At 37.0% G+C, this 25,245-nt stretch carries 26 protein-coding genes and 1 pseudogene; 6 read left to right on the top strand and 21 right to left on the bottom strand.

Annotated features, from left to right (window positions below; translation table 11 throughout):
• Window positions 1-47: 47 nt before the first annotated feature.
• The 6 genes from EYB29_RS08720 to EYB29_RS08745 all read right to left on the bottom strand — a co-directional run bounded on the left by EYB29_RS08720 (window position 48) and on the right by EYB29_RS08745 (window position 5,689).
• Window positions 48-1,274 carry a metal-dependent hydrolase family protein gene (locus tag EYB29_RS08720; protein ID WP_026866781.1) on the bottom strand — a complete coding sequence of 409 codons (1,227 nt, stop codon included), beginning with the start codon at window positions 1,272-1,274 and terminating at the stop codon, window positions 48-50.
• Window positions 1,275-1,290: 16 nt separating this feature from the next.
• Entirely contained in the window at window positions 1,291-2,442 is a 1,152-nt protein-coding gene (locus tag EYB29_RS08725) for a hypothetical protein (RefSeq protein WP_026866780.1), read from the bottom strand.
• A 154-nt stretch (window positions 2,443-2,596) separates the two neighbouring features.
• Window positions 2,597-3,424: a MetQ/NlpA family ABC transporter substrate-binding protein gene (locus EYB29_RS08730; RefSeq protein WP_026866779.1), complete on the bottom strand. Its 828-nt coding sequence runs from the start codon at window positions 3,422-3,424 to the stop codon at window positions 2,597-2,599.
• 1 nt (window position 3,425) lies between these two features.
• Window positions 3,426-4,259 carry a MetQ/NlpA family ABC transporter substrate-binding protein gene (locus EYB29_RS08735; protein WP_026866778.1) on the bottom strand — a complete coding sequence of 278 codons (834 nt, stop codon included), beginning with the start codon at window positions 4,257-4,259 and terminating at the stop codon, window positions 3,426-3,428.
• A 13-nt stretch (window positions 4,260-4,272) separates the two neighbouring features.
• A complete protein-coding gene (locus EYB29_RS08740) occupies window positions 4,273-4,959 on the bottom strand; it encodes a methionine ABC transporter permease (RefSeq protein WP_026866777.1) in 687 nt (228 codons plus the stop codon).
• On the bottom strand, window positions 4,952-5,689 hold the full coding sequence (locus tag EYB29_RS08745) for a methionine ABC transporter ATP-binding protein (RefSeq protein WP_026866776.1): 738 nt from the start codon (window positions 5,687-5,689) through the stop codon (window positions 4,952-4,954). Before EYB29_RS08745 ends, EYB29_RS08740 begins: the two co-directional genes overlap by 8 nt.
• Window positions 5,690-5,814: 125 nt before the next feature.
• On the opposite strand from EYB29_RS08745, the gene EYB29_RS08750 reads away from it, so the two are divergent.
• A complete protein-coding gene (locus tag EYB29_RS08750) occupies window positions 5,815-6,192 on the top strand; it encodes a VOC family protein (RefSeq protein WP_026866775.1) in 378 nt (125 codons plus the stop codon).
• A 54-nt stretch (window positions 6,193-6,246) separates the two neighbouring features.
• Here the strand turns inward: EYB29_RS08750 and EYB29_RS08755 are convergent, their stop codons facing one another.
• Both EYB29_RS08755 and EYB29_RS08760 read right to left on the bottom strand, forming a co-directional pair.
• Window positions 6,247-6,396 carry a hypothetical protein gene (locus EYB29_RS08755; protein WP_156889151.1) on the bottom strand — a complete coding sequence of 50 codons (150 nt, stop codon included), beginning with the start codon at window positions 6,394-6,396 and terminating at the stop codon, window positions 6,247-6,249.
• Window positions 6,397-6,715: 319 nt separating this feature from the next.
• Window positions 6,716-7,507 carry a class I SAM-dependent methyltransferase gene (locus EYB29_RS08760; protein WP_026866774.1) on the bottom strand — a complete coding sequence of 264 codons (792 nt, stop codon included), beginning with the start codon at window positions 7,505-7,507 and terminating at the stop codon, window positions 6,716-6,718.
• A 116-nt stretch (window positions 7,508-7,623) separates the two neighbouring features.
• Here EYB29_RS08760 and EYB29_RS08765 point away from each other — a divergent pair, with 116 nt between their 5' ends.
• Together EYB29_RS08765 and EYB29_RS08770 are read left to right on the top strand one after the other, a co-directional pair.
• Window positions 7,624-7,800 (top strand): hypothetical protein, encoded by a 177-nt coding sequence (locus tag EYB29_RS08765; protein WP_166627069.1) that lies wholly within the window; start codon window positions 7,624-7,626, stop codon window positions 7,798-7,800.
• Window positions 7,801-7,870: 70 nt separating this feature from the next.
• On the top strand, window positions 7,871-9,349 hold the full coding sequence (locus EYB29_RS08770) for an MDR family MFS transporter (RefSeq protein ID WP_026866773.1): 1,479 nt from the start codon (window positions 7,871-7,873) through the stop codon (window positions 9,347-9,349).
• Window positions 9,350-9,400: 51 nt separating this feature from the next.
• Here the strand turns inward: EYB29_RS08770 and pepT are convergent, their stop codons facing one another.
• From pepT to EYB29_RS08785, 3 genes are read right to left on the bottom strand one after another with little or no spacing between them, the layout of a single operon-like run.
• Window positions 9,401-10,621: a peptidase T gene (pepT, locus tag EYB29_RS08775; RefSeq protein WP_166627070.1), complete on the bottom strand. Its 1,221-nt coding sequence runs from the start codon at window positions 10,619-10,621 to the stop codon at window positions 9,401-9,403.
• Window positions 10,622-10,639: 18 nt separating this feature from the next.
• Entirely contained in the window at window positions 10,640-11,146 is a 507-nt protein-coding gene (locus tag EYB29_RS08780; protein WP_026866771.1) for a GNAT family N-acetyltransferase, read from the bottom strand.
• An 11-nt stretch (window positions 11,147-11,157) separates the two neighbouring features.
• Window positions 11,158-12,216 carry a D-alanine--D-alanine ligase family protein gene (locus EYB29_RS08785; protein ID WP_026866770.1) on the bottom strand — a complete coding sequence of 353 codons (1,059 nt, stop codon included), beginning with the start codon at window positions 12,214-12,216 and terminating at the stop codon, window positions 11,158-11,160.
• Window positions 12,217-12,396: 180 nt separating this feature from the next.
• Between EYB29_RS08785 and EYB29_RS08790 the strand changes: the two genes are divergently transcribed.
• From EYB29_RS08790 to EYB29_RS11605, 3 genes and pseudogenes are all read left to right on the top strand, one after another.
• Window positions 12,397-14,112 (top strand): ABC transporter ATP-binding protein, encoded by a 1,716-nt coding sequence (locus EYB29_RS08790; protein WP_026866769.1) that lies wholly within the window; start codon window positions 12,397-12,399, stop codon window positions 14,110-14,112.
• Between the two features lie 302 nt (window positions 14,113-14,414).
• Window positions 14,415-15,281, top strand: a complete 867-nt coding sequence (locus tag EYB29_RS08795; protein WP_166627071.1) for a prephenate dehydratase — start codon at window positions 14,415-14,417, stop codon at window positions 15,279-15,281.
• Window positions 15,259-16,450 (top strand): annotated as a pseudogene (locus tag EYB29_RS11605) (dicarboxylate/amino acid:cation symporter). Before EYB29_RS08795 ends, EYB29_RS11605 begins: the two are co-directional and overlap by 23 nt.
• Before the next feature lie 104 nt (window positions 16,451-16,554).
• Here EYB29_RS11605 and EYB29_RS08805 read toward each other — a convergent pair.
• From EYB29_RS08805 to EYB29_RS08850, 10 genes are all read right to left on the bottom strand, one after another.
• A complete protein-coding gene (locus EYB29_RS08805) occupies window positions 16,555-17,961 on the bottom strand; it encodes a purine-cytosine permease family protein (RefSeq protein WP_026866767.1) in 1,407 nt (468 codons plus the stop codon).
• Between the two features lie 266 nt (window positions 17,962-18,227).
• Window positions 18,228-19,544, bottom strand: a complete 1,317-nt coding sequence (locus EYB29_RS08810; protein ID WP_051220499.1) for a putative glycoside hydrolase — start codon at window positions 19,542-19,544, stop codon at window positions 18,228-18,230.
• Window positions 19,541-20,836, bottom strand: a complete 1,296-nt coding sequence (locus EYB29_RS11610; protein ID WP_166627072.1) for a polysaccharide deacetylase family protein — start codon at window positions 20,834-20,836, stop codon at window positions 19,541-19,543. The genes EYB29_RS08810 and EYB29_RS11610 overlap by 4 nt, the downstream gene beginning before the upstream one ends.
• An 85-nt stretch (window positions 20,837-20,921) precedes the next feature.
• The gene (locus tag EYB29_RS08820; RefSeq protein WP_156889150.1) at window positions 20,922-21,086 is read right to left on the bottom strand and encodes a hypothetical protein; all 165 of its coding nucleotides are present in this window, start codon (window positions 21,084-21,086) and stop codon (window positions 20,922-20,924) included.
• The gene (locus EYB29_RS08825) at window positions 21,087-21,674 is read right to left on the bottom strand and encodes a nitroreductase family protein (RefSeq protein ID WP_166627073.1); all 588 of its coding nucleotides are present in this window, start codon (window positions 21,672-21,674) and stop codon (window positions 21,087-21,089) included. It abuts the gene before it with no gap.
• Window positions 21,675-21,694: 20 nt separating this feature from the next.
• Window positions 21,695-22,513, bottom strand: coding sequence for an alpha/beta hydrolase (locus tag EYB29_RS08830; RefSeq protein WP_166627074.1), 819 nt, complete (start codon window positions 22,511-22,513; stop codon window positions 21,695-21,697).
• Between the two features lie 433 nt (window positions 22,514-22,946).
• Window positions 22,947-23,216, bottom strand: a complete 270-nt coding sequence (locus EYB29_RS08835; RefSeq protein WP_026866763.1) for a Txe/YoeB family addiction module toxin — start codon at window positions 23,214-23,216, stop codon at window positions 22,947-22,949.
• Entirely contained in the window at window positions 23,216-23,464 is a 249-nt protein-coding gene (locus EYB29_RS08840) for a type II toxin-antitoxin system Phd/YefM family antitoxin (protein WP_026866762.1), read from the bottom strand. The genes EYB29_RS08835 and EYB29_RS08840 overlap by 1 nt, the downstream gene beginning before the upstream one ends.
• Before the next feature lie 139 nt (window positions 23,465-23,603).
• A complete protein-coding gene (locus EYB29_RS08845; RefSeq protein WP_166627075.1) occupies window positions 23,604-24,425 on the bottom strand; it encodes a PhnE/PtxC family ABC transporter permease in 822 nt (273 codons plus the stop codon).
• Complete coding sequence (locus EYB29_RS08850; RefSeq protein ID WP_084145743.1) at window positions 24,425-25,237, bottom strand: PhnE/PtxC family ABC transporter permease; 813 nt, start codon at window positions 25,235-25,237, stop codon at window positions 24,425-24,427. The genes EYB29_RS08845 and EYB29_RS08850 overlap by 1 nt, the downstream gene beginning before the upstream one ends.
• Window positions 25,238-25,245 lie beyond the last annotated feature (8 nt).

Genomic DNA, 25,245 nt, shown 5'->3' on the forward strand with positions numbered 1-25,245 from the left:
ACTTTTCAACGCAACAAAAAAGCCGCCAAGGGCGGCTATTTGAATCTTTATACAATTTTTTTAAGGATTTTCCCATCCTTGGCAACAACTTTAATTCGGTCATTATCTTTAAGAAGTCCAATATCTTCAAGTGGATTACCGTCTGTCAGAATAAAGTCAGCAATGTATCCTTCTTGAACAAGTCCAAGATTTTCTATTTCCATACATTCTGCTGCATTTTTTGTCGAAATAACAATTGCGTCCATCGGAGTGGCTCCAGCTTCAACCATCAGCTCAAGCTCTCTTAAGTTCGTACCATGTTTGAACACACCTGCGTCTGTACCCATAGCAATATTCACCCCTGCATCATAAGCTTTTTTAAAGCTTGCTCTATGGGCATCCATTACTTCCTTAGACTTTTTAAGTCCAACTTCTGAAATACCTAACTCATCTGCGAACTCAATAACTGATACTGGTGCAAGTAATGTTGGTACGAGATACGTGCCTTTTTCTTTCATCTTTTCAATCACTTCATCATCTAAATAAATACCATGTTCAATAGAATGAATACCTGCTTCAACACAGTTTTTAATTCCTTCTAAACCTTGAGCATGCGCCATAACTTTGACACCATTTCTAAACTTTGCTTCTTCAACAATGACCTTTAGTTCTTCTAGAGAATACTGAGTAAATTTAGGGTGATCTGTTGGACTTGATACGCCTCCAGTTGCCATGACTTTGATGACATCTGCTCCAGCTCTTAGCATTTCTCTTGTACGTTTTCTTACTTCTTCCACTCCATCTGCAATACCGTCCGGCATACCTTCATAAGGTCTTACCAAACTTAAATCAATACCAGAATAGTTTAATCCATCACCATGACCACCTGTAATAGATAAGGCATTAATAGACACTTGCATGCGTGGCCCACGAACCAGCCCATCATTGATTGCTTGTTTAAAACCAAGCGGACTGCCTAGGGCGTCTCTAACTGTTGTCACTCCCGCATCAATTGTTCTTTCAGCATATTGTATCGCTTCATAGAAACTATAAGAAAATGGTGTAGCGACACGTTCTGCTAATGGTTTAAATTCAGTAGATAAATGCACATGAGCATCGATCATTCCAGGCAACATATACTTTCCTTGACCGTCGATAAGCGTCGCATCAGTTTCTGTGTATTCTTTTGTAATGTGTGTGAATTTCCCATCTTCTATCACAACGTTTACGTTTTTTTGTACATCTGAACCCGATCCATCAATTAGATTAATATTTTTTACGATAGTTTTTGACATTAATAAAATCTCCTTTTTATAGCATTCCCATTACAAATGTTGCAATAACAACAGATGCGATGGTGACCGTGACAAACCCACCGATTAACATTGGGGTTACAATTTCCGAAAACACGCGTTGTTGATCCACTGTGTTATCTGTAGTACTTCTAGACACTTCTTCACAAATGATATAGTCTCCAGGAAATCCAACAAGAGCTGTTAAAGCAACAGGCATACCCTTAAATGGGTGCCAACCAACAGCCTTAGATGCAATAAATCCACCAAGCGCAAGTCCACCGACACCGGTTACTAAGATTAATAATACGGGTGGTATATTATTTACGACATCTTGTGGTGTGATTCCACCCATTGTACCAATTACCACAAAAATCAGAGCAACCATCATGAAACTAAATGAATTTGATTTTTGTAGGACAGCTTGTGGAAATAACTTTGCATTCAACATCAATATACCAAAGATTAAACTGAACAAGGTGTAATGAATACCTGTGTATTCACTTAATATTGTTGCAATCGCAGCTAAGAGGAATATTGTGAATAAAAGAATGATATTGTTCTTAAAGATATTAAATCTTACAGGCTGATCTTCTTCTTCAAGACTATCTATTTCAGCTTTTGTTGCTGTTGTATTTTTAACAAAATTTCCAGCATAACGTTTTAAAAAGAACGAAATTAATGGCATACCAATTGGAGTTTGTATGGCTGCAATTAAGACAGGAATAACAATGATAGCCGTCATGCCAATTTCATTAAGTTTTTCTGTTGTAATTAGGAGTGCAACCACCCCACCTGAAATCGGCCCAATACCACTCGCCGCTGTTTCAAAGTCAAATACTAAAGGTACGATAGTCAAAACGAGTATGAGCGCACCCAGTACACCACTTATGGAGATTACAACCGCTCGCCATTGCTTTTTTAAAGTACTGATTGGCATTAAAGTTCCCATATGTATAATTAATGGCCCAATTAAAATGGCACCTAGTGCTGGTAATGTTGAAAGTTCTAAAATATTTTCAGGAAAAACACCTATCCATGTTAATACTAAATAACCGACCATGGCTGTCATTAACATCGGTATTCTTGCTCTAGTGTAAATTGAAATTAATTCACCGACTGCAAGTAGTGCAAACAACATAACAGTGGCAACTATAGGCTGTTCAATCATAAAATATCCTCCAAGCTTGAGTAGTAGCTTATTGTTCGAATTATACGACAATTCAAATAATATGCAATATGATTACGTTTTCATTGGAAAAATACTCTTAAAATGAAAAAAAGCACCTTGGCAAGGGAGGTTGAGCCAAGGTGCTGCTATTAAATTATTCTGCAGGTTGTCCCGGTTCAAAGGCCGGATCTAGATGTGCTTTATCTTCTAGTTCTTTTAAAAATTCATAGACTTCTGGCGACGTAAACGCCTTGTTTAAAGCTTGAATTTTATCAGAATCTAACTGCCCTTCTCTGACAACGACTTGACTTGCATATGTGTTATCACTATCTTCTTCTAAGAAAACCGCATCATCAGGCGTTAGGCCAAGCGGCTCAATATAGGCGGGATAAGAAAATACAAGTGGTACGCCGTCTTCATAGGATTCTTTGAGGTTGAGTACTTCAACTTGTGTAAATTCCAGTTCATAAGGGTTCTCAACTACATCTTCAACTGTTGCCTCTAATCCTGCTTCTTCATCAAGTTTGATTAGGTCTTGATCTGCCAACATTAATAGTGCTCGTGTGGCATTGGTTGGGTCACTTGGGATCGCAACCTCGTCACCTTCCTGAACTTCTTCAACTGACTCATAGACAGGTGAATAGAAGCCAACAATTGCATTGTAAATTTCTTCAGTAGCGACTAAGTCTGCCCCATTCTCTCTATTGAACTGTTCCATATATAGTTCATGTTGAGCAAAACTCGCATCCGCTTCATCATTAAACACTGCCTCATTAAACTGAATATTATCCGCAACTTCCATTAACTCAATTGTGTAAGGTTCTTCTACAGCTTCGGCTGCAACTTCAACAATATCTGTCATAGGAGGTGTTTGGGAAGCAACTACAATATGCGTGTCTTCGGTGTCCGCCGTGTCCTCATCATTGCCACAGCCTGCTATTAAGAACATAGATGATAAGAACATTATAGAGAGTTTCTTCACTTTACTCGTCTCCTTCAAATGCCGGTTCTAGGTGAGCCTTATCTTTTAAATCATCTAAGAAATCATAGACTTCTTGTGAAGTGAATGCTTCATTTAAGGCTTTAATCTTTTCTGAATCCGCTTGACCTTCACGTGCAACGACTTGGATTGCAAATGTATTGTCACTGTCATCTTCTAATAACACTGCATCCTCAGGTGTAAGACCCAGTGGCTCTATGTATGTCGGATAGTTAAATACGAGTGGAATACCGTCTTCATATGACGCGGATAAGTTTAACAAATCAACATGAGTAAATTTTAAATTCTTCGGGTTTTCTGTAATATCATCAACTGTCGCTTCAAAATCCACCCCATCTTCTAAGGTGATTAATCCCTCACTGTCTAAGATCATCAAAGCTCTCGCTTCATTTGTTGGATCACTCGGAATCGCTACTTCATCGCCTGCTTTCACTTCATCAATGGAACTGTATACAGGTGAGTAAAATCCAACAATCGCGTTGTATATTTCCTCCATCGCAACTAAGTCTGCATCGTTTTCATTGTTAAACTGTTCCATAAAAGGTTTGTGCTGTGCAAAACTCGCATCCGCTTCATCATTAAACACTGCTTCGTTATACTGTATGTTATCTGATACTTCCATCAACTCAACTGTATACGGTTCTTCAATGACATCAGCAACAATCTCTACAACATCTGTCATCGGTGGTGTCTGTGATGCAACAACAATATGTGTATCTTCCGCTTCTGATGTTTCTTTCGCTGTTTCTTCATCACTACATGCACTCAAGACCAGCAAGGTTGATGCGAAAACTGTAAACCACTTTAACTTCTTCATTTACAAAACCCCTTTATCTTTTATCTAATTTTTTAGCAAGTTTAAGACCTAACCACTGCGCAATTTGTACAAATATAATAATTATAACAATGGCTGTATACATAATATCTGTTTCATAACGCTGATATCCATAACGTATTGCAAAGTCTCCAATACCTCCACCACCGACAACACCCATGATTGTCGAATAAGAGATAAAACTCACAAATGCTGTGGTAAATCCTACAACGAGTGAACTTCTCGCTTCTACAAACAGAAATCTGTAGACTAGTTGAGGTATCGACGCACCCATAGCTTCTGCAGTTTCAAGCACACCTTTAGGGACGTCTAATAAGGACTGCTGAACAAACCTTGCGTATAAGGCAATTGCCACCACCATTAACGGAAATGACGCTGCAACAGGATCTCCAGTCGCCCTACCATAGACTTCTCTTATGAGTGGTTGCATGGCGATGACCAATAAGAGAAACGGAAATGAACGAATGATATTCACCAGTGCATTGGTGACCCAATAAATCACCTTATTTTCTAAGGGTTGTTTCTCATCTGTTAGAAACAACAAAGTACCCAAAGGTAAGCCGAGCAAAATTGCAGCGATCATTGCAAAAGCCATCATAATCCCTGTTTCATTTAAACTAGTAATCATATTAGGGAAATACTCAACAACACGCTCAAAATACAAGATGAATGCATCAACCATGGCTGAGCACCTCCAAAATTCTGTCGTAGTATGACAGTTTTGAAACAGTATGTTTTGATGATTCAATGTCCAGTGTGTTTAGTACTTTTCCATCTTCTAGGACAACTGTACGATCACAAAGCTGTTTAATGACATTTAATTCATGTGTAACTATAACTATTGTCATGCCATAGACCTTGTGCGCTTGTTTTAAAACCTCCACAATTTCATCTGTGGTCTTATCATCTAAGGCACTAGTCGGTTCATCGCATAGTAAAAGTTTTGGTTTGGTAATTAATGCTCTCGCTATACCAACTCTTTGTTTTTGTCCCCCTGATAACTGTCCAGGGTAGTTATCTTTCTTGTCTAGTAAGCCTGTAAACTTCAATACCTCTTCGACATCTAGAGCATCTTTATATGTATGTAACTTGAGTGGTAATGTGATGTTTTCTAGTACTGTCTTATTGTTTAATAGATTAAATTGCTGAAAGACCATACTGATGTCTTTTTTATACATACGAAGCTGCTCGCCCTTTAATTTTGATGGATTTTCCCCCTGAACTGTTACAGTCCCATCGTCAGGTGTCTCTAGCGCATTAATCATTCTAAGTAGCGTCGATTTACCTGAACCACTCGCGCCAATAATGCCAAACTTTTCTTGCTCATTTATGGAAATAGAAACATCCTCCAAGGCCTTGAACATACCATTTTGGCCATGAAATGACTTAGTAATATTGTGTAATTCAATCATCTTTACACTCCTTGATAAACTAGCGATACGAACTGTTATAATATAAGTGGAACAGAATCTATCTGTTCTAATCTGTTTAATTAGGATTGTAAACAATACTACATCAGTTGTAAAGGGGTATTTTAATGAAAGCTGCCATGCCGCTTATATCATTTAATGGAACAGCATTTTCAGCCATAGAATATTATAAGGAAATATTTAGAGATTTAGAGATTTTACAGTTTTTAAACTATGAAAATTCATCTAAAGTGCAACAGGCTGTCATAAGTATTGGAGATTTAAATATTGTAGTTAGAGATGCAGAGATTCCAACAGGTACAAGGTTTAATCCTGAAGTTTCTTTATATTTAGAGTGTGAAAGTTTGGAGGAGATCGAACTTTTATATAGAAAGTTAAAAAAGAATGGTGCCATACACGTACCACTTGATGATTATAATTTGAGTAAACGCTATGCAATAGTACAAGATCAGTTCGGCTTGTACTGGCAATTAAATTTAAGCTAAAAAAAGCCATTCCTCTCTCTACAGGAATGGCTAAAATTTATTTAATTAACTGAATTATAGTGATAAAGCACTGATTAATTTGTTTAAGAAAGGACGCTTAACTTCTTTATCTGATTTGTTGTCTTTTAAAATTGCATTATTATACGCCATCTCTTTAAATTCTTTCATACGAACTTCTGCAGTAATCTTATCTGAGATTATCATTTCTTTCCCTCCCTATTTATAAAAATTTCATTAGAGTATTTTTCTGTACCTCTTTATGTATCTTTATAATACTATATATACCAAGGGATTTCAAAGATTATGTGATGTTATATTCAAAGTAAATATATTGACAATTATTAGTTAATTCAGGAATGTAAGTATTAATTTAAAGTGAAATTTCACCATATTACACACATACAATAAAACATACAATAAAATGTATTTTTATACTAATTGTTTTCGCTTTCATACATTAAATAATTATTACACCGCTTACATAAAAAAATACAAAAATAAGAGGAAGCGAAATTTTCGCTTCCTATTTCCTCATATTTTTTAATATAGCTACGTTTAAAACATGGGGTGCTTTATGTTTTTTTGATTCATCTAAATGATCTAATAGACCGGCAATCTCTTCAAGTACTTTATCCTTTTGTTTTTTCTTAAATCTCACTAGCCAAGATGATGTACCTAAACGTGCAATCCATTCTTGATCTGTGAATTTCACCTTATACTCTTTTTTGAAAAATTCTTCAATTGAAAACTTACCGTGCTTCCAGTCGCTAAACCACTCTACTGGAAACCCATTAATCATCTGTAGAGAATCTTCTTTTGAACCCGCAGGGTGTAGTTCCTCATTTTTAGAATGTTTTTTTACAATCTTCATTGAGTCTTTCATCATTTTATTTGAAACTGTAAAGCCAATGTCACCGACAATTAATAGGCCACCTGGTTTCAGTATGCGGCTGATTTCTGCTGTTGCCTTATCACTATCAAACCAATGCCAGGCTCTCATGACAAATACCAAATCATAAGTATCTGACTTCAAATTTGTTTCTTCTGCTGTCCCTTGAGTAAAATTAATACGGTCATTATTACCAACGTATTCCTTACCTAGTTCAATAAAGGCGTCCGAAGGTTCTACTGCATCCACGATTGAACCGTAATCACTTAAAACCTTACTTACAAAACCAGGACCTGCACCAATATCAGCGACAATTGCACCGGATAATTCAATGCCACGACGTTCTAACTCTTCATAAAACATGTTCGGAATATCATTTCGATGCTGCAAGTATTCCTCAGCGTAATTATGAAAATTCGTCTTCATTATAAGGATTCTCCTCCCAATAAACTACTTTATTTATATTATCAAGCTATTTTACTCCCTTGTCCACCTTGAGGTTTGTTAGAATTTAAGAATAACAGTTTTATAGGAGGAAATCTATGACACGTTTACTGTCTTCATTAGTCTTAATGGCAATAGCTGTCTTCGGCATAAATTGGATTATTGAAACATTCTTACCTTCGATACCAGACAATTATGCTTTACCAATAAGTGTTTTACTTGGTATAACGATTGGATTCTTTATCTATATTCAAATTGATAATAGAATTGGGTAGTTTTTAATGAAATTTTATTTAAAGTAGGGTATAATATATAAATTGATTTTTTATATAAAGGGGAGACAACATGTCAGAAACCGTACAATCTAAACCGGATTATAGACTTATTATTATCTTGTTATCCGGTGCATTTATTTCGTTTTTATCGAACACATTTCTTAACGTCGCCCTACCCGCTATCAAAAATGATTTCGGCGTATCCACTTCTGCAGTCCAATGGGTATCTACCGCTTACATGCTCGTTTCTGGAATCATTATTCCTACAACAGCTTACTTAATGCAAAAATTTAGTGCGAAATCCTTATTCTTAGCTGCTATGGGCTTATTCTTAATCGGAACGATTGTTTCTGGCTTCGCACCTGCTTTTATCGTCTTAATTATTGGTCGTATGATTCAAGCGTCAGGTTCAGCGATGCTGATGCCACTCTTGATGAACATTATGATCGTAAGCTTCCCGCCTAACCAACGCGGGACAGCTATGGGGCTTTTCAGTCTCGTTATGTTCTTTGCCCCAGCAATTGGGCCAACCGTATCAGGTATAGTCGTAGAACGTTACAGCTGGCATATGTTGTTCTTTATGATGATTCCAATTTTAGTGATTGTGTTAGGGGTTGGATTCTGGAAGTTACCGAAGATTAAACAGCATAAAGAAGCACATATTGATATACCTTCTATTATTCTATCTACAATTGGTTTTGGCGGCGTGCTTTACGGACTAAGTTCTGCTGGTGAATATGGACTTGCAGATACAAGAGTCCTCATTCCATTGTTCATCGGGCTTGCTGGTGTAACAACCTACGTACTTCGTCAGATGAAACTCGAACACCCAATGTTAGACTTTAGAGTCTATAAATACCCGATGTACACGATTGCATCGATCATTATCGGAGCAGCAAACATGGCACTTTTTGCGGGTATGATTCTCATTCCAATTTTCATGCAAGATATACAAGGCTTAAGTCCTTTAGATACAGGATTATTGATGCTTCCTGGTGCTTTAATTATGGGCTTCATGAGCCCTGTTTCAGGTAAGCTATTTGATATGTATGGTCCAAAAAATATGGCGGTTATTGGCTTAACCATTGCGGTAGTCACAACCTTCTTCTTAAGTCGACTAGAAATTGATACACCATTCTCTTATCTATTAACAATTTACATGGTTCGTGCACTCGGGATGACACTCGTAAACACTCCAGTTATGACGAATGGCATGAATTCACTACCGCCTCACTTAACACCACATGGGTCATCATTAAATAGTATGTTGAACCAGGTGAGTGGTTCGATTGGTATAGCCCTACTCATTACAGTTATGCAAACCTATACCAACTTACAGTTAAGAGGAATGGACAATCCAACTGAGACAATGATTAATCAAGCAACCTTAGATGGTATTAACTTAGCCTTCTTAGTCGGCACAGGCTTCTTATTCATTGGTTTAGTTTCAGCTTTCTTCTTAAAACGTATCGTCCCAGGCGATGTCATTGGCCAATCCTTTAATAAGGCAAGACCAATCGATGATGAAGTTAAAAAATTGAATAAGTAATGTAAAAGGATTACTGTGAATTCACAGTAATCCTTTTTCTTATGTTCTTCCTTATTTTGCATTTAATTCTATAATCTTAATAATAGTCTGTGTCGCCTTTTCCATATCGTCTATGGATGCAAATTCGAATTTACCATGGAAGTTCTCTCCACCGGTGAAGAGGTTCGGTGTTGGCAGTCCTTTATATGATAATTGAGAACCGTCTGTACCGCCTCTAACAGGTTCTATAACCGCTTCAATACCTAAGTCTGCCATAGCTTGTTTAGCAAGTTCAACTGGTGTCATATCTTTTTCAATAATTTCTTTCATGTTGTAATACTGATCATTTAATTCTAATTGAATATCTGCTTCTGGGTATTTATCGATAAATGAATCGACTACTTTTTGAACATGTGATTTACGTTCTTTAAAGGCGCCTTGATCAAAGTCTCTAATAATCATATTGAATTCAGCATTTTCAACATCACCTACTAAGTTTGTCACATGGTAAAAACCTTCATAACCTGATGTATGTTCAGGTGTGTCATGCACATCAAATGATGCAACGATTTCTGACATAATACGTGCGGCATTCACCATTGTGTCCTTAGCCGTACCCGGATGGACGCTGTTACCCGTAACCTTAACTTTTGCGCCTGCTGCATTGAAGCTTTCATACTGCAGCTCACCTAAAGGACCACCGTCCACCGTATAGGCAAAATCAGCCTTAAATTTATCTACATCAAAGTCATGGGGTCCACGCCCAATTTCTTCGTCAGGTGTGAAGCCAATCCTCACATCACCGTGTTTAATTTCAGGGTGCTCAATTAGATACTCAATGGCAGTCATAATTTCCGTTACACCCGCTTTGTTATCTGCACCAAGTAAGGTCGTGCCATCTGTTGTCATCAATGTATGACCCTTATAGCCGTTTAAATTTGGAAACTGTTCTGGTGTTAAGGCGACATTTAAATCTTTATTTAAGACAATATTTCCACCGTCATAGTCGATAACTTGTGGTTTTACATTTGTTCCTGTAAAATCCGTCGCAGTATCTACATGTGCTAAAAATCCAAGCGTTCTTAAGCCCTCTGTATTTTTCGGTAAGGTCGCAAACAAATAACCTTTGCCATCTAAGTCAACATCAGTAAGTCCAAGTTCTTTTAGCTCTTTTGCTAAGACTTTTAATAAGTCCCACTGTTTACTTGTCGATGGTACTGTCTCACTGTTGGCATCAGATTGAGTATCAATTTTTACATATCTAGTTAATCTTTCTATTAATGCATTTTTCACTATAAAACCCCCAAAATTTTATAATTTACTTATATCACTATAGCCATAGATCGATTCGTTAATGTCTACTCCGTCTATAGTAATGATTTCTTCACCGAGTATTTCTCCACCCATATGTTTATAAAAACCTACAGTCGGGTTTTCAGTCAATACTGCAACCGTCATCTTTTTAAATCCACGTTCAGATAGATTCCGAGCAGCAGTTTCAAAAAGTTCACGTCCAATACCTTGACCTTGGACATGTTGATAGGAGTAAATCGCGTAAAGTTCTCCGTCATAATCGGGATAGGTATCCTTATCACGGTTCTCTCCAGCGATTACAAAACCGACAACTTCACCGTCTAACTCAGCTACAAACATCGGCTGAGTATCTGCTGCCGATTGCCAAACCTTTTCTCTTTTTTTCACATCTAGACTGTTAAGGTATGAATCCGGCACAATACCTTTATAGGTAGTATGCCAACTTTCAACTTGAACTTTCGCAATGGCCATGGCATCCTCTACTTTGGCTAAACGTATTTCCACGGTGCGTCCTCCTATGAAAAATCTGTTTTTAAGGCTTTATTTCTTTGGCTTCTATCAATCGATAAGCGGACTAATTCATCAAGTAAGTTGCTATATGGAATACCTGAGACTTCCAACAATTTAGGATACATAGAAATACTCGTGAATCCTGGTAAGGTATTTACTTCGTTGACAATGATTTCACCATCGTTGGTTAAAAAGACATCCACTCTTGCCATACCTTCACAGTCAAGCGCTCTAAAAGTCTCTTTAGCGATTGTCTGAATTTGTTTAGTCTGGCCTTCAGTGAGTTCACTCGGAATGTTCAACACTGCACCGTCATCATCTAAGTACTTTGATTCATAAGAATAAAATTCAGTCTGTGACACGATTTCACCAGGTACTGAGACGAATAAGTCTTCTGCACCAAGGACTGATACTTCGATTTCTCTACCATCAATGCCTTTTTCGATCATCACTTTAGTATCGAACAAGAATGCTAAATCCAAGGCAGTTGTAAATTCTTCTTTACTCGTGACCTTAGATACACCAACTGAAGACCCCTGATTCACAGGTTTGATAAACATCGGTAATCCAAGAATTTCATATGTAGACTCGAAACTTACTTGGTCCTTATCGAAATAGTTTACCGTTATTCCTTTAGCAGTCTGAATATTTGCAAGATTTAAAAGACGCTTTGTCATATCCTTGTCCATGCATACCGCAGAACTTCTAATACCACATCCTGCATAAGGCACACCTGCTAACTCTAAGAGCCCTTGGATGCTTCCGTCTTCACCAGCAGTACCGTGTAAAATCGGTAAAACTGAATCAAATTCGATTAATTCACTCGCTGTTCTTAAACCGGTTGCAGGTGAGACAAATACTTCTTCTGCCTCTTTGTCACTTACCATTTTAATTTCCTGATTATCATTTAACAGGCGCCATTGTCCATCTTTACTTATATAGATTAAACTGATGTTATATTTATTTTTATCTAGCGCATCTAACACACTCTTAGCTGAGCGCATTGATACCTCGTGTTCTGTCGACTTACCACCGTAAATAATTCCTAAATTAATTTTTGACATGCTAATTCCTCAAATCTCTTAAGACTTTTAAATAAATTTTTTATACTACGATACTTAATTTTACACTAAGAATCTCCATAAGTTAATCATAAGCCAGTACCTTGTATATTTACTCTATTACAGAAATTTTTTAGTGGTATAATCAAGTTGCTCTAACTATTTTATAAGGATGGGAACAGGATGAAGAAATTCTTTTCATACTATGCACCTTACAAAGTCTTGTTCACTGTAGATTTTCTCTCCGCGGTTATTGTCGGCCTTTTGGAGCTATTATTTCCACTTATCGTTAGCACCTTTATTGACGAACTCCTACCGACCGGTAACTGGCAATGGATCCTACTCGCTGCAGCTGGACTTGTAGTGGTGTATTTATTTAATACATTTATGCAATTTATTGTTACATATTGGGGTCATATGCTCGGGACAAATATCGAAAGAGATATTCGTAATGACCTATACGCACATATACAACGCTTATCGTTTCGCTTTTTTGACAATACTAAGACTGGAAAATTACTAACCCGCCTCACTAATGACCTCATGAATATTGGTGAAATGGCTCACCATGGGCCCGAGGACTTATTTATTGCCGTAATGACGCTACTCGGTGCTTTTGGTATTATGTATTACATTCATCCAGAGCTTGCTATAATTTCATTTATCATTGTGCCACTCATACTTGTTATAGCTATTTACTTTAACAAGAAAATGACAGTCGCATTTAGAGAACTATTTGGACGTGTCTCAGATTTCAACCATATGATTGGTGATAAAATCGGTGGTATTCGACTTGTTCAAGCCTTTGCTAAAGAAGATGAAGCGTTAAAAGAATTCAAAAAGATTAATGACCGTTTTAGGGAGACTAAACTTAAGGCCTATAAAATTATGTCTTTTAATAACTCAAGCACCTATATGTTAATGCGTCTCGTTAATGTGTTTATCTTAATTGCTGGTGCTTATTATGTAACAATTGGGGAATTATCTTACGGTGATTTCGCAGCATTTATCTTAATATCCAATGTCCTCTTTAAACCGCTTGAAAAAATTAATGCAGTTATCGAGCTTTACCCGAACGGTATCGCAGGTTTTAAGCATTTCTTAGATACTATGAATGAGAAAAGTGATGTTACTGAGAGGGAAGATGCTATAACACTGACAGATGTTAAAGGAAATATTTCATATGAAAATGTCAGTTTTAAATACGAAGAGAAAAATGTCTTAACAGATATTACTTTTGATATAAAAGTAGGTGAAACCATCGCTTTTGTCGGACCATCTGGTGCGGGTAAAACAACTTTAAGTTCACTCTTACCCCGCTTCTACGATGTGTCTGCAGGAAAGATTACTATCGATGGTCACGATATTAGAGATCTAACCCTGTCTTCTTTAAGGGAAAATATCGGCACAGTGCAACAAGATGTGTCCTTATTCGCAGGTACTCTAAGAGAAAACGTGGCTTACGGTAAGGAAAACGCGACTGACGATGAAATCTATGATGCTCTAGCAAAGGCACAATTAAAAGAACTCATTGATTCCTACCCTCAAGGTTTGAATACGGTTGTCGGTGAACGTGGTGTGAAACTGTCGGGTGGACAAAAACAAAGAATTGCCATTGCACGCATGTTCTTAAAGAACCCACCTATTCTCGTCTTAGATGAAGCCACAAGTGCCTTAGATACTGCAACTGAGTTATACATACAAGAAGCATTGAACCGTCTAGCCGTCGGCCGAACGACCTTAGTCATTGCCCATAGACTGGCAACAATTAAAAATGCTGACCGGATCATGGTCGTGACCAAAGATGGTATTTCTGAGACTGGTACTCATGAAGAGTTATTAAATTTAGAAGGTGGAATATATAAATCGCTGCACCAGGCACAATTTAGTACAATTTAAATTGACAATAATTTTTTAAATTGTTAGAATAATGAACATATAAATTGAGATGAGTGGTTTTATGTTAAATCAAGTAAATATCAGTCAATCAAATACGTACTTTTTCAGCCGTTTTAGATAGGCCTGTATCCACCCCATTACGGATATAGGCATACCTAATCTGTAATGGCTGATTTAATGTCGTGTTAAAAACCAGCCATTAGTAAATCTAATCGGTTGGTCATATATGAAGTTACAATTTCAACCGGTTGGATTCTAGATGAATTCAGCCGGTTTTTTATTATTATTAAGGAGTGTTTCTCATGAAGATTGGTTATCAAGGTGTGCCCGGAAGTTATAGTACTTTAGCTTGTAAGAAATTTGCCGTTGATGCGGAGTATGAGGCAGTCGGATATATGACATTTAAAGTACTCGTTGAAGCTTTATTAAACGACGAAGTCGACTACATCGCCTTGCCTGTTGAAAATTCAACAAGTGGTCCCATTACCCGCACCATTGATTTAATGAAATATTTAGATGTAAAAGCTGTCGAGGAAATTTATATTAAAATTGACCATGCTTTAATATCTAAAAATCCAATTACTCTCGATGAAGTAACAGAAGTATATTCTCATCCAGAGGCTTTAGAACAATGTTATACCTACTTAAGTCAATATCCTAAAATAAAGGTTAAGGAATTTAGTGATACAGCAGGTGCTGTACATATGGTAAAAGAATCAGAGAAGGAAACTATTGCCAGCATCGCAGGTCGTCATGCTGCAGAACTCTATAATATGAATGTCATCCGTGAAAATATTAGTGATAACCCATTAAATACAACCCGGTTTTTAATCTTTACTAAAGCCCTACCTAAAAAAGTATTACATGGTAAAACATCGCTTTATGTAGAAACTGACCACAGTACAGGTTCTCTGAGTCATATTCTTGAAATTTTCACAGCACATGATATCAATCTGGTCTATTTGATGAGTCGACCCATTCAAAACAGACCATTCTCCTATGGGTTTTTTATCGATATAGAAAATGGTTTGAATCGAGAAAATTTCGATAGAGCATTAGAAGCTTTAAAACTTAAAACATCATATGTAAATATATTGGGATCCTATAATAAAGGTGAGATTCCAGAATATAAAGGAGTGATTCAAAATGAAGAAGATACTAACGAGTAGTAAGCACCTATTTACAAGAATCGCCATTGGCTTCGTTATCGGAATCTTACTCGGCTTATTTTTACCACAGTTTTCATTAGATATTAAATTTATTGGTGATATTTACTTAAATATTATTAAAGCCATGATTATCCCGATTATTTTTGTTGCTGTTTCAACAGGGATTATTAATATCGGAAGTGGCAAAGACTTAGGAAGAATTGGTTTTAAAAGCATCATAGTCTTTGTCTGTATGTTTGTCTTCACAGCCGGTATCGGTCTTGTGATTTCATACCTTGTTCGACCAGGTCTAAGAATCGATATCGAAGCGACGGGTTATGACGGTGAGGTGACTTCACCTAGTGCTGAGGATTTCTTCATGAATATCATTCCTGAAAATTTATTTATGGCACTAAGTGAAGGTGACATTCTAGCAACAATTCTATTTACAGTTATTTTTTCAGTTGCCATTGTCGCTGTTGGTAAAGAAGCAGAACCTGTTAAAAACTTCATCAAAAGTAATATTTAAAGTCTTAAACTATATTATGGAACTGACACCCATTGGGGTTATTTCTCTGATGGCCTATGCTGTTGCAGAATACGGTCCCGGAATTTTCTCAGCTCTAGGATTATATATTGTGACTGCTTACGTTGCATGTATCATTGCATTTATTATTGTTATGTTAATTCCAGTTTGGTTATATACAGGACTCACTCCAATTGCCTTTCTTAAAGGTATTTACAAAGTATGGTTAGTTTCATTAGCAACAACAAGTTCAGCAGTGACCCTGCCAACGACAATTCGAGTGACCTCAAATGATTTTAAGGTGAGTGATTCGATTACAAACTTTGTTGTACCACTCGGTACGACGATTAATATGGCGGGCGGTGCCATATCCTTTAGTTTACTCGCTGTATTCGTTTCTGACTTTTACGATATCTCTTTAGGCGTCGGTCAAATTATTTACCTAATTTTCATCGCGACTTTAATTAATATGGCTGCTCCAGGTATCCCAGGTGGCGGTATCGTACTAGGCGCATCCTTCCTATCTCTACTTGGTCTGCCTATAGAATTAATGGGTCCAATCGCTGCAATCTATAGAATATTAGATATGGCTTATACTACTATGAATATTACAGGAGACTCTGCTGCAGCTGTTCTTATTGGGGAGTCTGAAAAACGTAGGTAATGAAAAAAGCGTGAACTCGAATCTAAATCGACTTCGCGATAAATGATGAAAAAAATCGACGTAAAACCTTAACCCCAAGGTCTTTACGTCGATTTTTTAAAGATTTACTTAGATTTTACGATGATATCTCTTTCATCGATATCATGAACTTCGCTTTTTAGGTAGTACTTACCTTTAGTCACATAGGCAATAATAATCGTTAGAACTGCTGCGAGCGCAGCTGCGAAAAATGCTGCTGTACTTTGTAAAAATCCACCCATATAGCCAAGTGCTGCGATTGTACCTAATAAACTAGAAATCAAGAGCGCACCTACACCAACAGGGTTCCATTTAAACAAGTATTCCTGACGTTCTTCATAGTAATTCGGCCCGATCTTCATCAGCCATTTGACAGCAACAAAGTCCGTTACAAGGATCGCTGCCCAAGACATTAAGAATACACCTTGGAATGTTAAAGCTGTATCTAAGTGGTCTACAATACCTGCGAGCATAAGAAACATAGCAGTCAGACCCGCTACAACTACCCAGAATCTTCTACCTGGAGTAAATTTAACAACATTTTCAAAGAAGTTAGATAGTGATAACGAACTACTATAAATGTTCGTCACATTAATACGCACCTGAGTCAGAATTGTAAATAATGCACCACCGATACCGAGTAAGTGAACGATATAAACGCCTGGATTTGGTTCGCTTAAACGGACACCAAACCAGATACCGAGTCCACCCATCACACCGTAACAGAATATTTGCGGGATAAAACCAATTGCAATTGATCCACCTTTAATGTGCCCAGGTTTTAAGAATCTTGCGTAGTCTGAGGCAATTAAGGCTGTTAAGCCAATAATACCATGCTGCATACCAATACATAATAAGAGTGCTGTTCCACCAATTTGAACGCCTTCAGGCATATATGTCCAGAATGCACCGTCATATTGTGATGGTGTAAAGAATGACACAACAATGGCTGTAATTAAAAATATAAAGAATATAGGTAAAGACCATTTTTGGAGTTTATCCAGTTGTTTGATACCAAACCAGTTTAGAGGTATAACGAGTAATCCAAAAAATACAATGAGAATCCAAACAGGGATTACAGGAAAGAATTCATGTACTGCGTAAACAAGAATCATGCCTTCTAAGGCACAGTACATAATAAAGTTAGAAGCGTAAATTAAAGATGTCAGTGAAGCACCTATGTATCCAAATCCTCCACCACGTGACATTAAGTTGACGTTCATACCAGAACGTGCGGATAGGTATGCGATAACTGAACCCATAACACCTGCAACAATAATTGCATATAAGGCAGAAATCATCGCGTTGATTGCGCCGAACTGTAGTGCCATAACACTACCTATTTGAAAATAGAAGATTGCTGTTGCGATACCAAATGTAATATTGGTAATACTCAACCAGCCCATTTTTCTTTCATTGAAAGGTACCTTTGATAAGGAGTGATCGCTTTCTTCTGTTTGTACATTCTGATCTGTTGTATTCACAGACCCCATACTTACCATCTCCATTCATCTGAAATTTTAGTTTATCACTTTTCAGAAACTTATATAATGTACCTTAAAAATGCCAATAAATCAACTCCGGATGTGAAATAAGTAACTTCTCTGTGAAATTTCATTCATATTTACTATGAAATAATCCTTAAACTTTATAGAAATAATATTTCATTTATTTGTGAAAAGTTAATAAATAAAGGCGTTTTTGACATTAAAAAAACGTAAGACCCTTATATAAAAGGCTCTCACGTCTTATCACTTTCTTAATAATTCGTATCTGTTGAATAATCGTTTGAGGAATTCCAAATTAAGTATTCCTCCACTCCATTGTCGTTTAGAGCTTGAATTTGTGCTTCGACTTCTGCTGGTCCATATTCAAGATAATTTCCAAGTCCTAAATAAGATGCTGTAAAGTCTTGAATCCAAGGTCTTGATTTTGGTGGATCATCTAAGGCACCTAAGACCTCGTTTTCAACCTTCATATAATCATCAATGACGCCATAAGGTTCGGTATCAGGAGTATCATAGCCAAATGCACCTGCACCCCAGTGAGAAGGGTAAATCATCGATGAAATTACATCAACATTATTAGATATTTGCGAGAAGTTTTGACCGATACCAGGTGCTTCTCTTTGTGTCGCTGCATAACCAAACACATCTACTGATACTTCAACTCCATAGGGTTCTAAGCGTTCTTTTGCATAGGCAACAAAGTCTGTTACAGCACTGACACGTTGCTGGACTTCATCCTCTTCTGAGTCCGCATAATCACCAAAACTATACTGCAGTTCTGATGACATCGTTTCAAATGCTTCTGGGAATCTCACATAGTCAAATTGTATCTCTTTAAAGCCTAGCTTAGCAGCTTCAATGGCAATATCAACATTATAATCCCATACTTCTTTTAAGAATGGATTTACAAAGCTTTCTCCACTTCCGTTTTGCCAAACTGAGCCCTCGGAATTTACAAATGATAAGTCTGGTCTATCTTGAGCGAGACGTGAATCCTTAAATACAACAATTCGACCAATAGGATATATATCATTCTCTTCCATTTGTTGCATTAAGTTTTCACCATCTACATAGTTCTGCATAAAGCGTTTGCTTTCTTCACCCTCAGTGTCTAATTCCATCATGATATCTCCAATATCTTCTTTTACATCAAGTACCATAGAATTAAGTTCTGTATTGTTAATAAGATCAATAAGTGATTGCATACGATCTCCACCTGCAGAATATGCAGTAACATAGACGCCTTTAACCCCATCTTCTGGGTATGGAATATCAACGCCCGATTCAAAACCGAAAGCAGAAGTACTTCCCTCTTTTAGTGAGTATAAGGGCCCCTCATTTATATTCATAGTTGGTGATTCACTGTCTGTTTGCTCAGTTTCTTCACCTTCTGAATCTGCTTCTTCCTCTTGATCATTGCTTTCTTCTGTATTTTGATCTTCTGTATTTTCCTCATTCGTTGCAACATCTTCTTCAGAAGCATTTTCAGCATTAATCGCTATTCCTAAAAGTATAAATAAGACGACGAGTATACTACCAACTAAAATTAAGAAATTCCGAGTACTCATTGATCCACCCCACCTTCAACTTGAATTGTTTTCGGATCAACTAAAGTATAGCCTTTATCTCTTAGACCCGTAACGATGTCAGGCAGTGCTTCTTTAGTCCACTGTCTGTCATGCATAAGTAAATTGGCACCATCATTAAGCACTTCTGTGTTTGTCATAATCTCCGCTAATGCAGAAGGTTCTTGATATTCAGGTTCCCAGTCATAACCATAGGTCCAGTTCATTACCGTCATCCCTTCATCCTTAGCAACCTCTATTGAAGTGTCATTGTTTACTCCAAATGGTGCTCTGAAGAATTTTGGACGCTCACCAATTACCGCTTCAACTAAGTCATTTGTGTCCACAATCTCTAACTCAGTATTCTCTGGAGACATTTCACCTAAATTCGGGTGGTTATAAGTATGATTCCCAATGGCAAATCCTAAATCATAAATCTCTTTTAGAGCTGCCTTACCTTCTTCAGATTCTAAATACATTCCGTTTACAAAGAATATAGCCGGTGCATCTAGCTCTTTTAATGTATGTGCCATTTCTACAGCATGATGATCTGGTGCGTCATCAATCGTAATCAATGCTACATTGGCATCTGTCGCCTCTTCAATTGGGGTAATCTCTGATGTATCTGGGTTTACTTGGTAAAGTGGTTCTACTTCTTCCTCTGAATCTTCAGCCTGTTCTGTGCTATAGTTACTTTCATTATTGCCATTCACTGCGGAGATTTGTGTATTAACAGACTCATATTGTGATTTTACATCCTCATACGTACTGTTAATGGATGACATCCCTTCAGTCATCGTCGTATAGTCTGCATCATCTTGAATAAGCGCATCATAATACGATCTTTCTTCATCTAATAAATTGTTGTAAGCTTCTTGAAACCCTTGAACCTCATTTGTTAGGGCTGAAACTGCATCTTTTGTTTGATTTAATTCCGTCTCATCAATCTCTGAATCTTCTTCAACATTTATGCTTTCCAGGTCCTCATTTATACCTGTTAATTCATCAGCAATTTCAGTAAGATTATCGACCGCTTCTTGCCTCTGATTTAACTTTTCAAATAGATTAGATTCTTCATTTTTAAAAGCTTCTAAGGATTCGTCGGTTAAAGCCTCAGCTGTTAATTCAGTAGTTTCACTTTCATATTGACTCAGCTGGTTCAAAATCTCAACAAGTTGAACAGAAACATCCTCATTAAAAGACTGTTTACTTGCTTCATATTTATCTTCTGGGCTTGAACAAGCTGTTAATATCAATATTAGTGATAGTAAAACGCTAAATATGTATTTTTGCATTAAATCACCTCATATAAAATAAAAAAAGTAATCCCTTATAATAAGAGATTACCCTATTCTATGCATTTCAATACATATTTCTTCATCATTCTGAATCAGAATTTATACTGACACTACAATAGACGCCGCCGACAAAAAAGATCAATACAAAAAGATACACAATGAAGTTATATTCAATTGGTATGACCGTGCCAACGCTAAACATCAGCAAGGTTGCGATTAAAAATAATACAATTGCTAATTTTTTCATCTACTGATTGTCCTCTGTTATCCACACTGTTTTTTCAGTGAATGGTTGACGTTTTGCAACAGGTTCTTTTTTCAAATCCGCTTCACCTATAAATATTGCACCTAATATCTCTTCATGGTCGCCGAGGTTGAAATATGATTTTACTGGCTCACACTCATAGGCTGGCCCACTCTTCCATGTGGCCCCATACCCCATTCCATGTGCTTCTAACAAGATGTTTTGTATAGCTGCAGCAACGGCAGAATGATCTTCTGAATAAATACCTTTCCCTGTTTCATCATGGCTTAGAGCCACGAGAATAATAGTTGGTGCAATCAAGGGTTTGTTCATCATCTTATTGATGCGTTTTTGTCCACTCTCACTGTTTGGGTCATCGACAAGCGTCTTTGCCCATTCACCCATAACCCGTGATAATGGTAGGCGGCCATCACCTTGGAGCACAAAAAACTTCCATGGCTCAGTACGATGATGATTAGGCGCCATTATTGCTGCTTGAAGCAGCTGTTCAACATCAATTTTAGATATTGGTTCTATATCCTTAAATATTTTTATGCTTCGCCTGGATTGAATTGCTTCACTTACGTCCATTATTAAAACTCCTTTTCTAGTTATAACCGCGCGTCTATCCATGACATGATCGTATCAAATATTTCATTTTTCTTAGTGAACTCATTAAATATCTCATGCTCTAGTTCAGGGTAAATAATCAGTTCTTTATCAGAACTTGAGATTTCATCATGCAGTTGCTCTGAATCTTTAACAGACACAAGCCCGTCATTTTCACCGTGTAAGATTAAAATAGGGTCCTTGAAATCACTAGCCTCTAGCTTAAGATATTCAACACCTTTTTGGATTGTACGAATTAAACCAACAGAAATTCGCTTCTTGTTCAAGGCATCCTCTACATAGTGTTTACGGACAATCTCAGTTGAACAAATACCGTCACCGAGCTCATTTTTTACATAATCGTTCGTATCAAGTCCGACTGGTATTTCTTCAAAAATATCATTGTTAAAGCGTGTTAGGGCACCAGAAGTGACATAACCGTCAATCTTTTGTGGATATTTCGTACCGTATAAAGCTGCGGTGTAGCCACCCATGCTGTGGCCGATAATGAATAGCTTCTGATTCTCGAATTGTTTTCTAGCGTATAAAACAATAGCCCCTAGATCATCCGTAATTTCGTCGACTTCAGAGTAAAAAGTTTCCTCACCTGAAGAATGACCATGTCCCCTTTGATCGTAACGAATGACGTTAAAACCATTTCGAATTAGAGTTCCAGCAAAATCATCGTAACGTCCCAAATGTTCAGCTAAACCATGTACAATGACGATTGTCGCTTTAGCATTTTCCGGTTGCTCCTGAGTTTGAATTTTGGTATATAGGAGCGTACCATCCTTAGATTCAATGTATTTTACAAATGACATATAATCACTCCAATCTATCTTACATGAAATTATAACCTTATTTCGCTTAAATTGCATAAAGAAACACGTTTAGCTATCATAGAAATAAATACAATTTGAAAGGTAATATATGTCTACTCTAACAAAATACATACTGTCATTTATAAGCGGTCTATCGCTTTACCTCATCATGTTTGTCGCTTTGGTCTACTTCAATTTCATCTACTATACAACAGGTTTTTTCGCATTTATTATATTTGTGTTTATTGTATCTGTAGTATTTAGATCACTCGCATACAAATTCGCAACAAAAAATGAACGTCCAGATCTTTTCTATATGATATTCATTGGTAGTTTTGTTATTCCTACCCTCATACATGTATTGATTTTTCTATAATTTACACAAAAAAGAGACAATATCGAGGGTTAATCCTTAATATTGTCTTTATTATCATTATTTATAATGATATCTACAAGACGCAACTAATATCGCATATTCATTTACTGTGTACACTAATCTATGTTCATGATTAATTCGTCGACTGTAATAACCAGAATAATTACCAACTAATTTCTCAGGCTTCCCTATTCCTTCTAAAAAACCGTCTCTAGAAATGCTTTTTAATAATTGGTTAATTCTTTTAACCAACCGTCGATCTTTGACTTGAAAATATTCATAATCCTCAAAAGCTTGAGGTGAAAATGTAATATTGAGTTTCGTCATTAAATCGAGATATCCTTATTTCTAACATTCCCACGCTCTAGGTTTTCAATAGATTCCGATAAACGTTTTGCATTAGAAGGACTTTGTTGTAAATAAAGAGTTTCCATGATTTCGTTATAACTTTCCTCTGACATCATGACCGCATTACGGTCTTTAGTTGTAATGATAATCGCATCACTATCATCGTTCACTTTGTTTATCATGTCTTTAAAATTTTCGCGTACGTAAGAATAAGATTTAACTGTCATAGCATTCACTCCTCACAATTAAATTGTACAATAAGTTGTACAATACTACAATTATTCTATTTCTTAAAAAAATCGCCAATAACATATATTAGAAAACTCCCGTTAAGTCAGTTTAATCCAACTTAAGAGGAGTATATTTTTACGCTGATACTTTTAATCGATTCGCTATTAATTCTAAGATAATCGCTACGACTAGGATAATTAATGTAATGGCACCGACTTCTTGCATATCATAGTAGAATGAACTTGACATGAAGAGCTCGTATCCTATTCCACCAGCACCTGCTGCAGCACCCATGGCAACTGCAACACCGAAGTTAATTTCAAATCGTAGGAAGGTCCATGAAATCAAGTAACTTTTTGTCTGTGGAACAATTACCTGAAATAGGATGTGTCCATAGCTTGCACCAGATGCTCTAAGCGCCTCGATTTTACCTTCATCGACTTCTTCGAATGCTTCACTATATGCTTTTACTAGATAAGCAACTGAGTGGAAGATCATTCCGATTACCGCTGCAACTGATCCAAGCCCTGCTGCAATCGCAAAGATAAGCACCCATAATACTGTCGGTACAGCACGAATAACTGTAATGAAAGCTTTTATAGTATTGCTCAACCAAGGTTTTGACAGGTTAACTGCTGTTCCAAAGGCTAGGAACAGTGAAATGATTGCACCGAGTATCGTTGCTAAAAAGCCAAGTGATAAGGTAACAACGACTTGCCATAGTGCATTTGACCAAGTTGTATTGTTTAAACTCGGGGACAGGAACATTTGACCTAAGTTATCTATGGTCATTGGTATTGCCTGTGTTAAATCAAGCCCTGTGTAGTCCATTAAGAAGAATCCAACTACTGTGAATATAGCAGACCCGATTATGAGCCATTTTAAAATAGTCTGTCCACGGTTTGGCTTGGAGACTTTTATAGAGCCGTTAGAATCATATTCTACTGTTGACTGCATTATAAAATCTCCCTTCTAATGATATTTGATATTGCTTCAATGATTAATACAGCAAGGACGATTGCCAGTGTGATCAATGTCACCATCTCGTAGTTTAGTTGTTTATAGTATAGGTCAAATAAGTAACCAATACCTGTACCCGTCAAGAGACCAACTAGTGTTGCACTGCGAATGTTCGTTTCAATCATAAAGAGAATCCAACTGAACATCTGTGGCATGCTCCCTGGTAACACTGCCTTGAATATTGTGTGCCAATAAGTTGCGCCAGTCGCATTTAAAGCTTCTACTGAATCGCGGCTACCTTCATCAATCGTTTCAATAAATGCTCTCACTAAGAAACCGAATGATCCAAAGAATAGAGCGAGAAAACCTGTCATTGAGTTTGTACCAAAACTAATAACTAAGATTAGGGCCCAGGCAACAACGGGAATATTACGTGAAATTGATGCAATAATTTTTGCTAAGTACATCAGTGGTTTGTTTAGGTAAGTTAAGCTTGAGCCCATCAAGGCAAATACTATAGCAAATACTGATGCTGTCGTAGTCGCAACAATTGATATCAACACTGTCTCCCAAAGTAATCGGAGTACACTACCTAAGTTCGCTAAAGTTGATTGTGAGAACATCAAGTTACTCGCCATCCAAGAGATCGCAGCCGGAATCGATAAAATTCCGTCAACATGGTTGTATTCAGTAATGTAGCTTGCGAGCATTATCAAACCGACAATAATCACAACAGTCAGTAGAAGCATTAGATTTTTCTTTTGAATGATATTGATATCCTTAGCGTTAATCGTTTGTGTTTGTCTCATCAATTATC

Source organism: Jeotgalicoccus sp. S0W5 (assembly GCF_011634875.1).
GTDB classification, from domain to species: domain Bacteria; phylum Bacillota; class Bacilli; order Staphylococcales; family Salinicoccaceae; genus Jeotgalicoccus; species Jeotgalicoccus marinus.

Bases quoted from the DNA above. Each gene is read 5' to 3' on its own strand.
- EYB29_RS08720 (WP_026866781.1), bottom strand. From the start codon at position 1,274: ATGTCAAAAACTATCGTAAAAAATATTAATCTAATTGATGGATCGGGT.
- EYB29_RS08725 (WP_026866780.1), bottom strand. From the start codon at position 2,442: ATGATTGAACAGCCTATAGTTGCCACTGTTATGTTGTTTGCACTACTT.
- EYB29_RS08735 (WP_026866778.1), bottom strand. From the start codon at position 4,259: ATGAAGAAGTTAAAGTGGTTTACAGTTTTCGCATCAACCTTGCTGGTC.
- EYB29_RS08740 (WP_026866777.1), bottom strand. From the start codon at position 4,959: ATGGTTGATGCATTCATCTTGTATTTTGAGCGTGTTGTTGAGTATTTC.
- EYB29_RS08745 (WP_026866776.1), bottom strand. From the start codon at position 5,689: ATGATTGAATTACACAATATTACTAAGTCATTTCATGGCCAAAATGGT.
- EYB29_RS08750 (WP_026866775.1), top strand. From the start codon at position 5,815: ATGAAAGCTGCCATGCCGCTTATATCATTTAATGGAACAGCATTTTCA.
- EYB29_RS08755 (WP_156889151.1), bottom strand. From the start codon at position 6,396: ATGATAATCTCAGATAAGATTACTGCAGAAGTTCGTATGAAAGAATTT.
- EYB29_RS08760 (WP_026866774.1), bottom strand. From the start codon at position 7,507: ATGAAGACGAATTTTCATAATTACGCTGAGGAATACTTGCAGCATCGA.
- EYB29_RS08765 (WP_166627069.1), top strand. From the start codon at position 7,624: ATGACACGTTTACTGTCTTCATTAGTCTTAATGGCAATAGCTGTCTTC.
- EYB29_RS08770 (WP_026866773.1), top strand. From the start codon at position 7,871: ATGTCAGAAACCGTACAATCTAAACCGGATTATAGACTTATTATTATC.
- EYB29_RS08785 (WP_026866770.1), bottom strand. From the start codon at position 12,216: ATGTCAAAAATTAATTTAGGAATTATTTACGGTGGTAAGTCGACAGAA.
- EYB29_RS08790 (WP_026866769.1), top strand. From the start codon at position 12,397: ATGAAGAAATTCTTTTCATACTATGCACCTTACAAAGTCTTGTTCACT.
- EYB29_RS08795 (WP_166627071.1), top strand. From the start codon at position 14,415: ATGAAGATTGGTTATCAAGGTGTGCCCGGAAGTTATAGTACTTTAGCT.
- EYB29_RS08805 (WP_026866767.1), bottom strand. From the start codon at position 17,961: ATGGGGTCTGTGAATACAACAGATCAGAATGTACAAACAGAAGAAAGC.
- EYB29_RS08810 (WP_051220499.1), bottom strand. From the start codon at position 19,544: ATGAGTACTCGGAATTTCTTAATTTTAGTTGGTAGTATACTCGTCGTC.
- EYB29_RS11610 (WP_166627072.1), bottom strand. From the start codon at position 20,836: ATGCAAAAATACATATTTAGCGTTTTACTATCACTAATATTGATATTA.
- EYB29_RS08820 (WP_156889150.1), bottom strand. From the start codon at position 21,086: ATGAAAAAATTAGCAATTGTATTATTTTTAATCGCAACCTTGCTGATG.
- EYB29_RS08825 (WP_166627073.1), bottom strand. From the start codon at position 21,674: ATGGACGTAAGTGAAGCAATTCAATCCAGGCGAAGCATAAAAATATTT.
- EYB29_RS08830 (WP_166627074.1), bottom strand. From the start codon at position 22,513: ATGTCATTTGTAAAATACATTGAATCTAAGGATGGTACGCTCCTATAT.
- EYB29_RS08835 (WP_026866763.1), bottom strand. From the start codon at position 23,216: ATGACGAAACTCAATATTACATTTTCACCTCAAGCTTTTGAGGATTAT.
- EYB29_RS08840 (WP_026866762.1), bottom strand. From the start codon at position 23,464: ATGACAGTTAAATCTTATTCTTACGTACGCGAAAATTTTAAAGACATG.
- EYB29_RS08845 (WP_166627075.1), bottom strand. From the start codon at position 24,425: ATGCAGTCAACAGTAGAATATGATTCTAACGGCTCTATAAAAGTCTCC.
- EYB29_RS08850 (WP_084145743.1), bottom strand. From the start codon at position 25,237: ATGAGACAAACACAAACGATTAACGCTAAGGATATCAATATCATTCAA.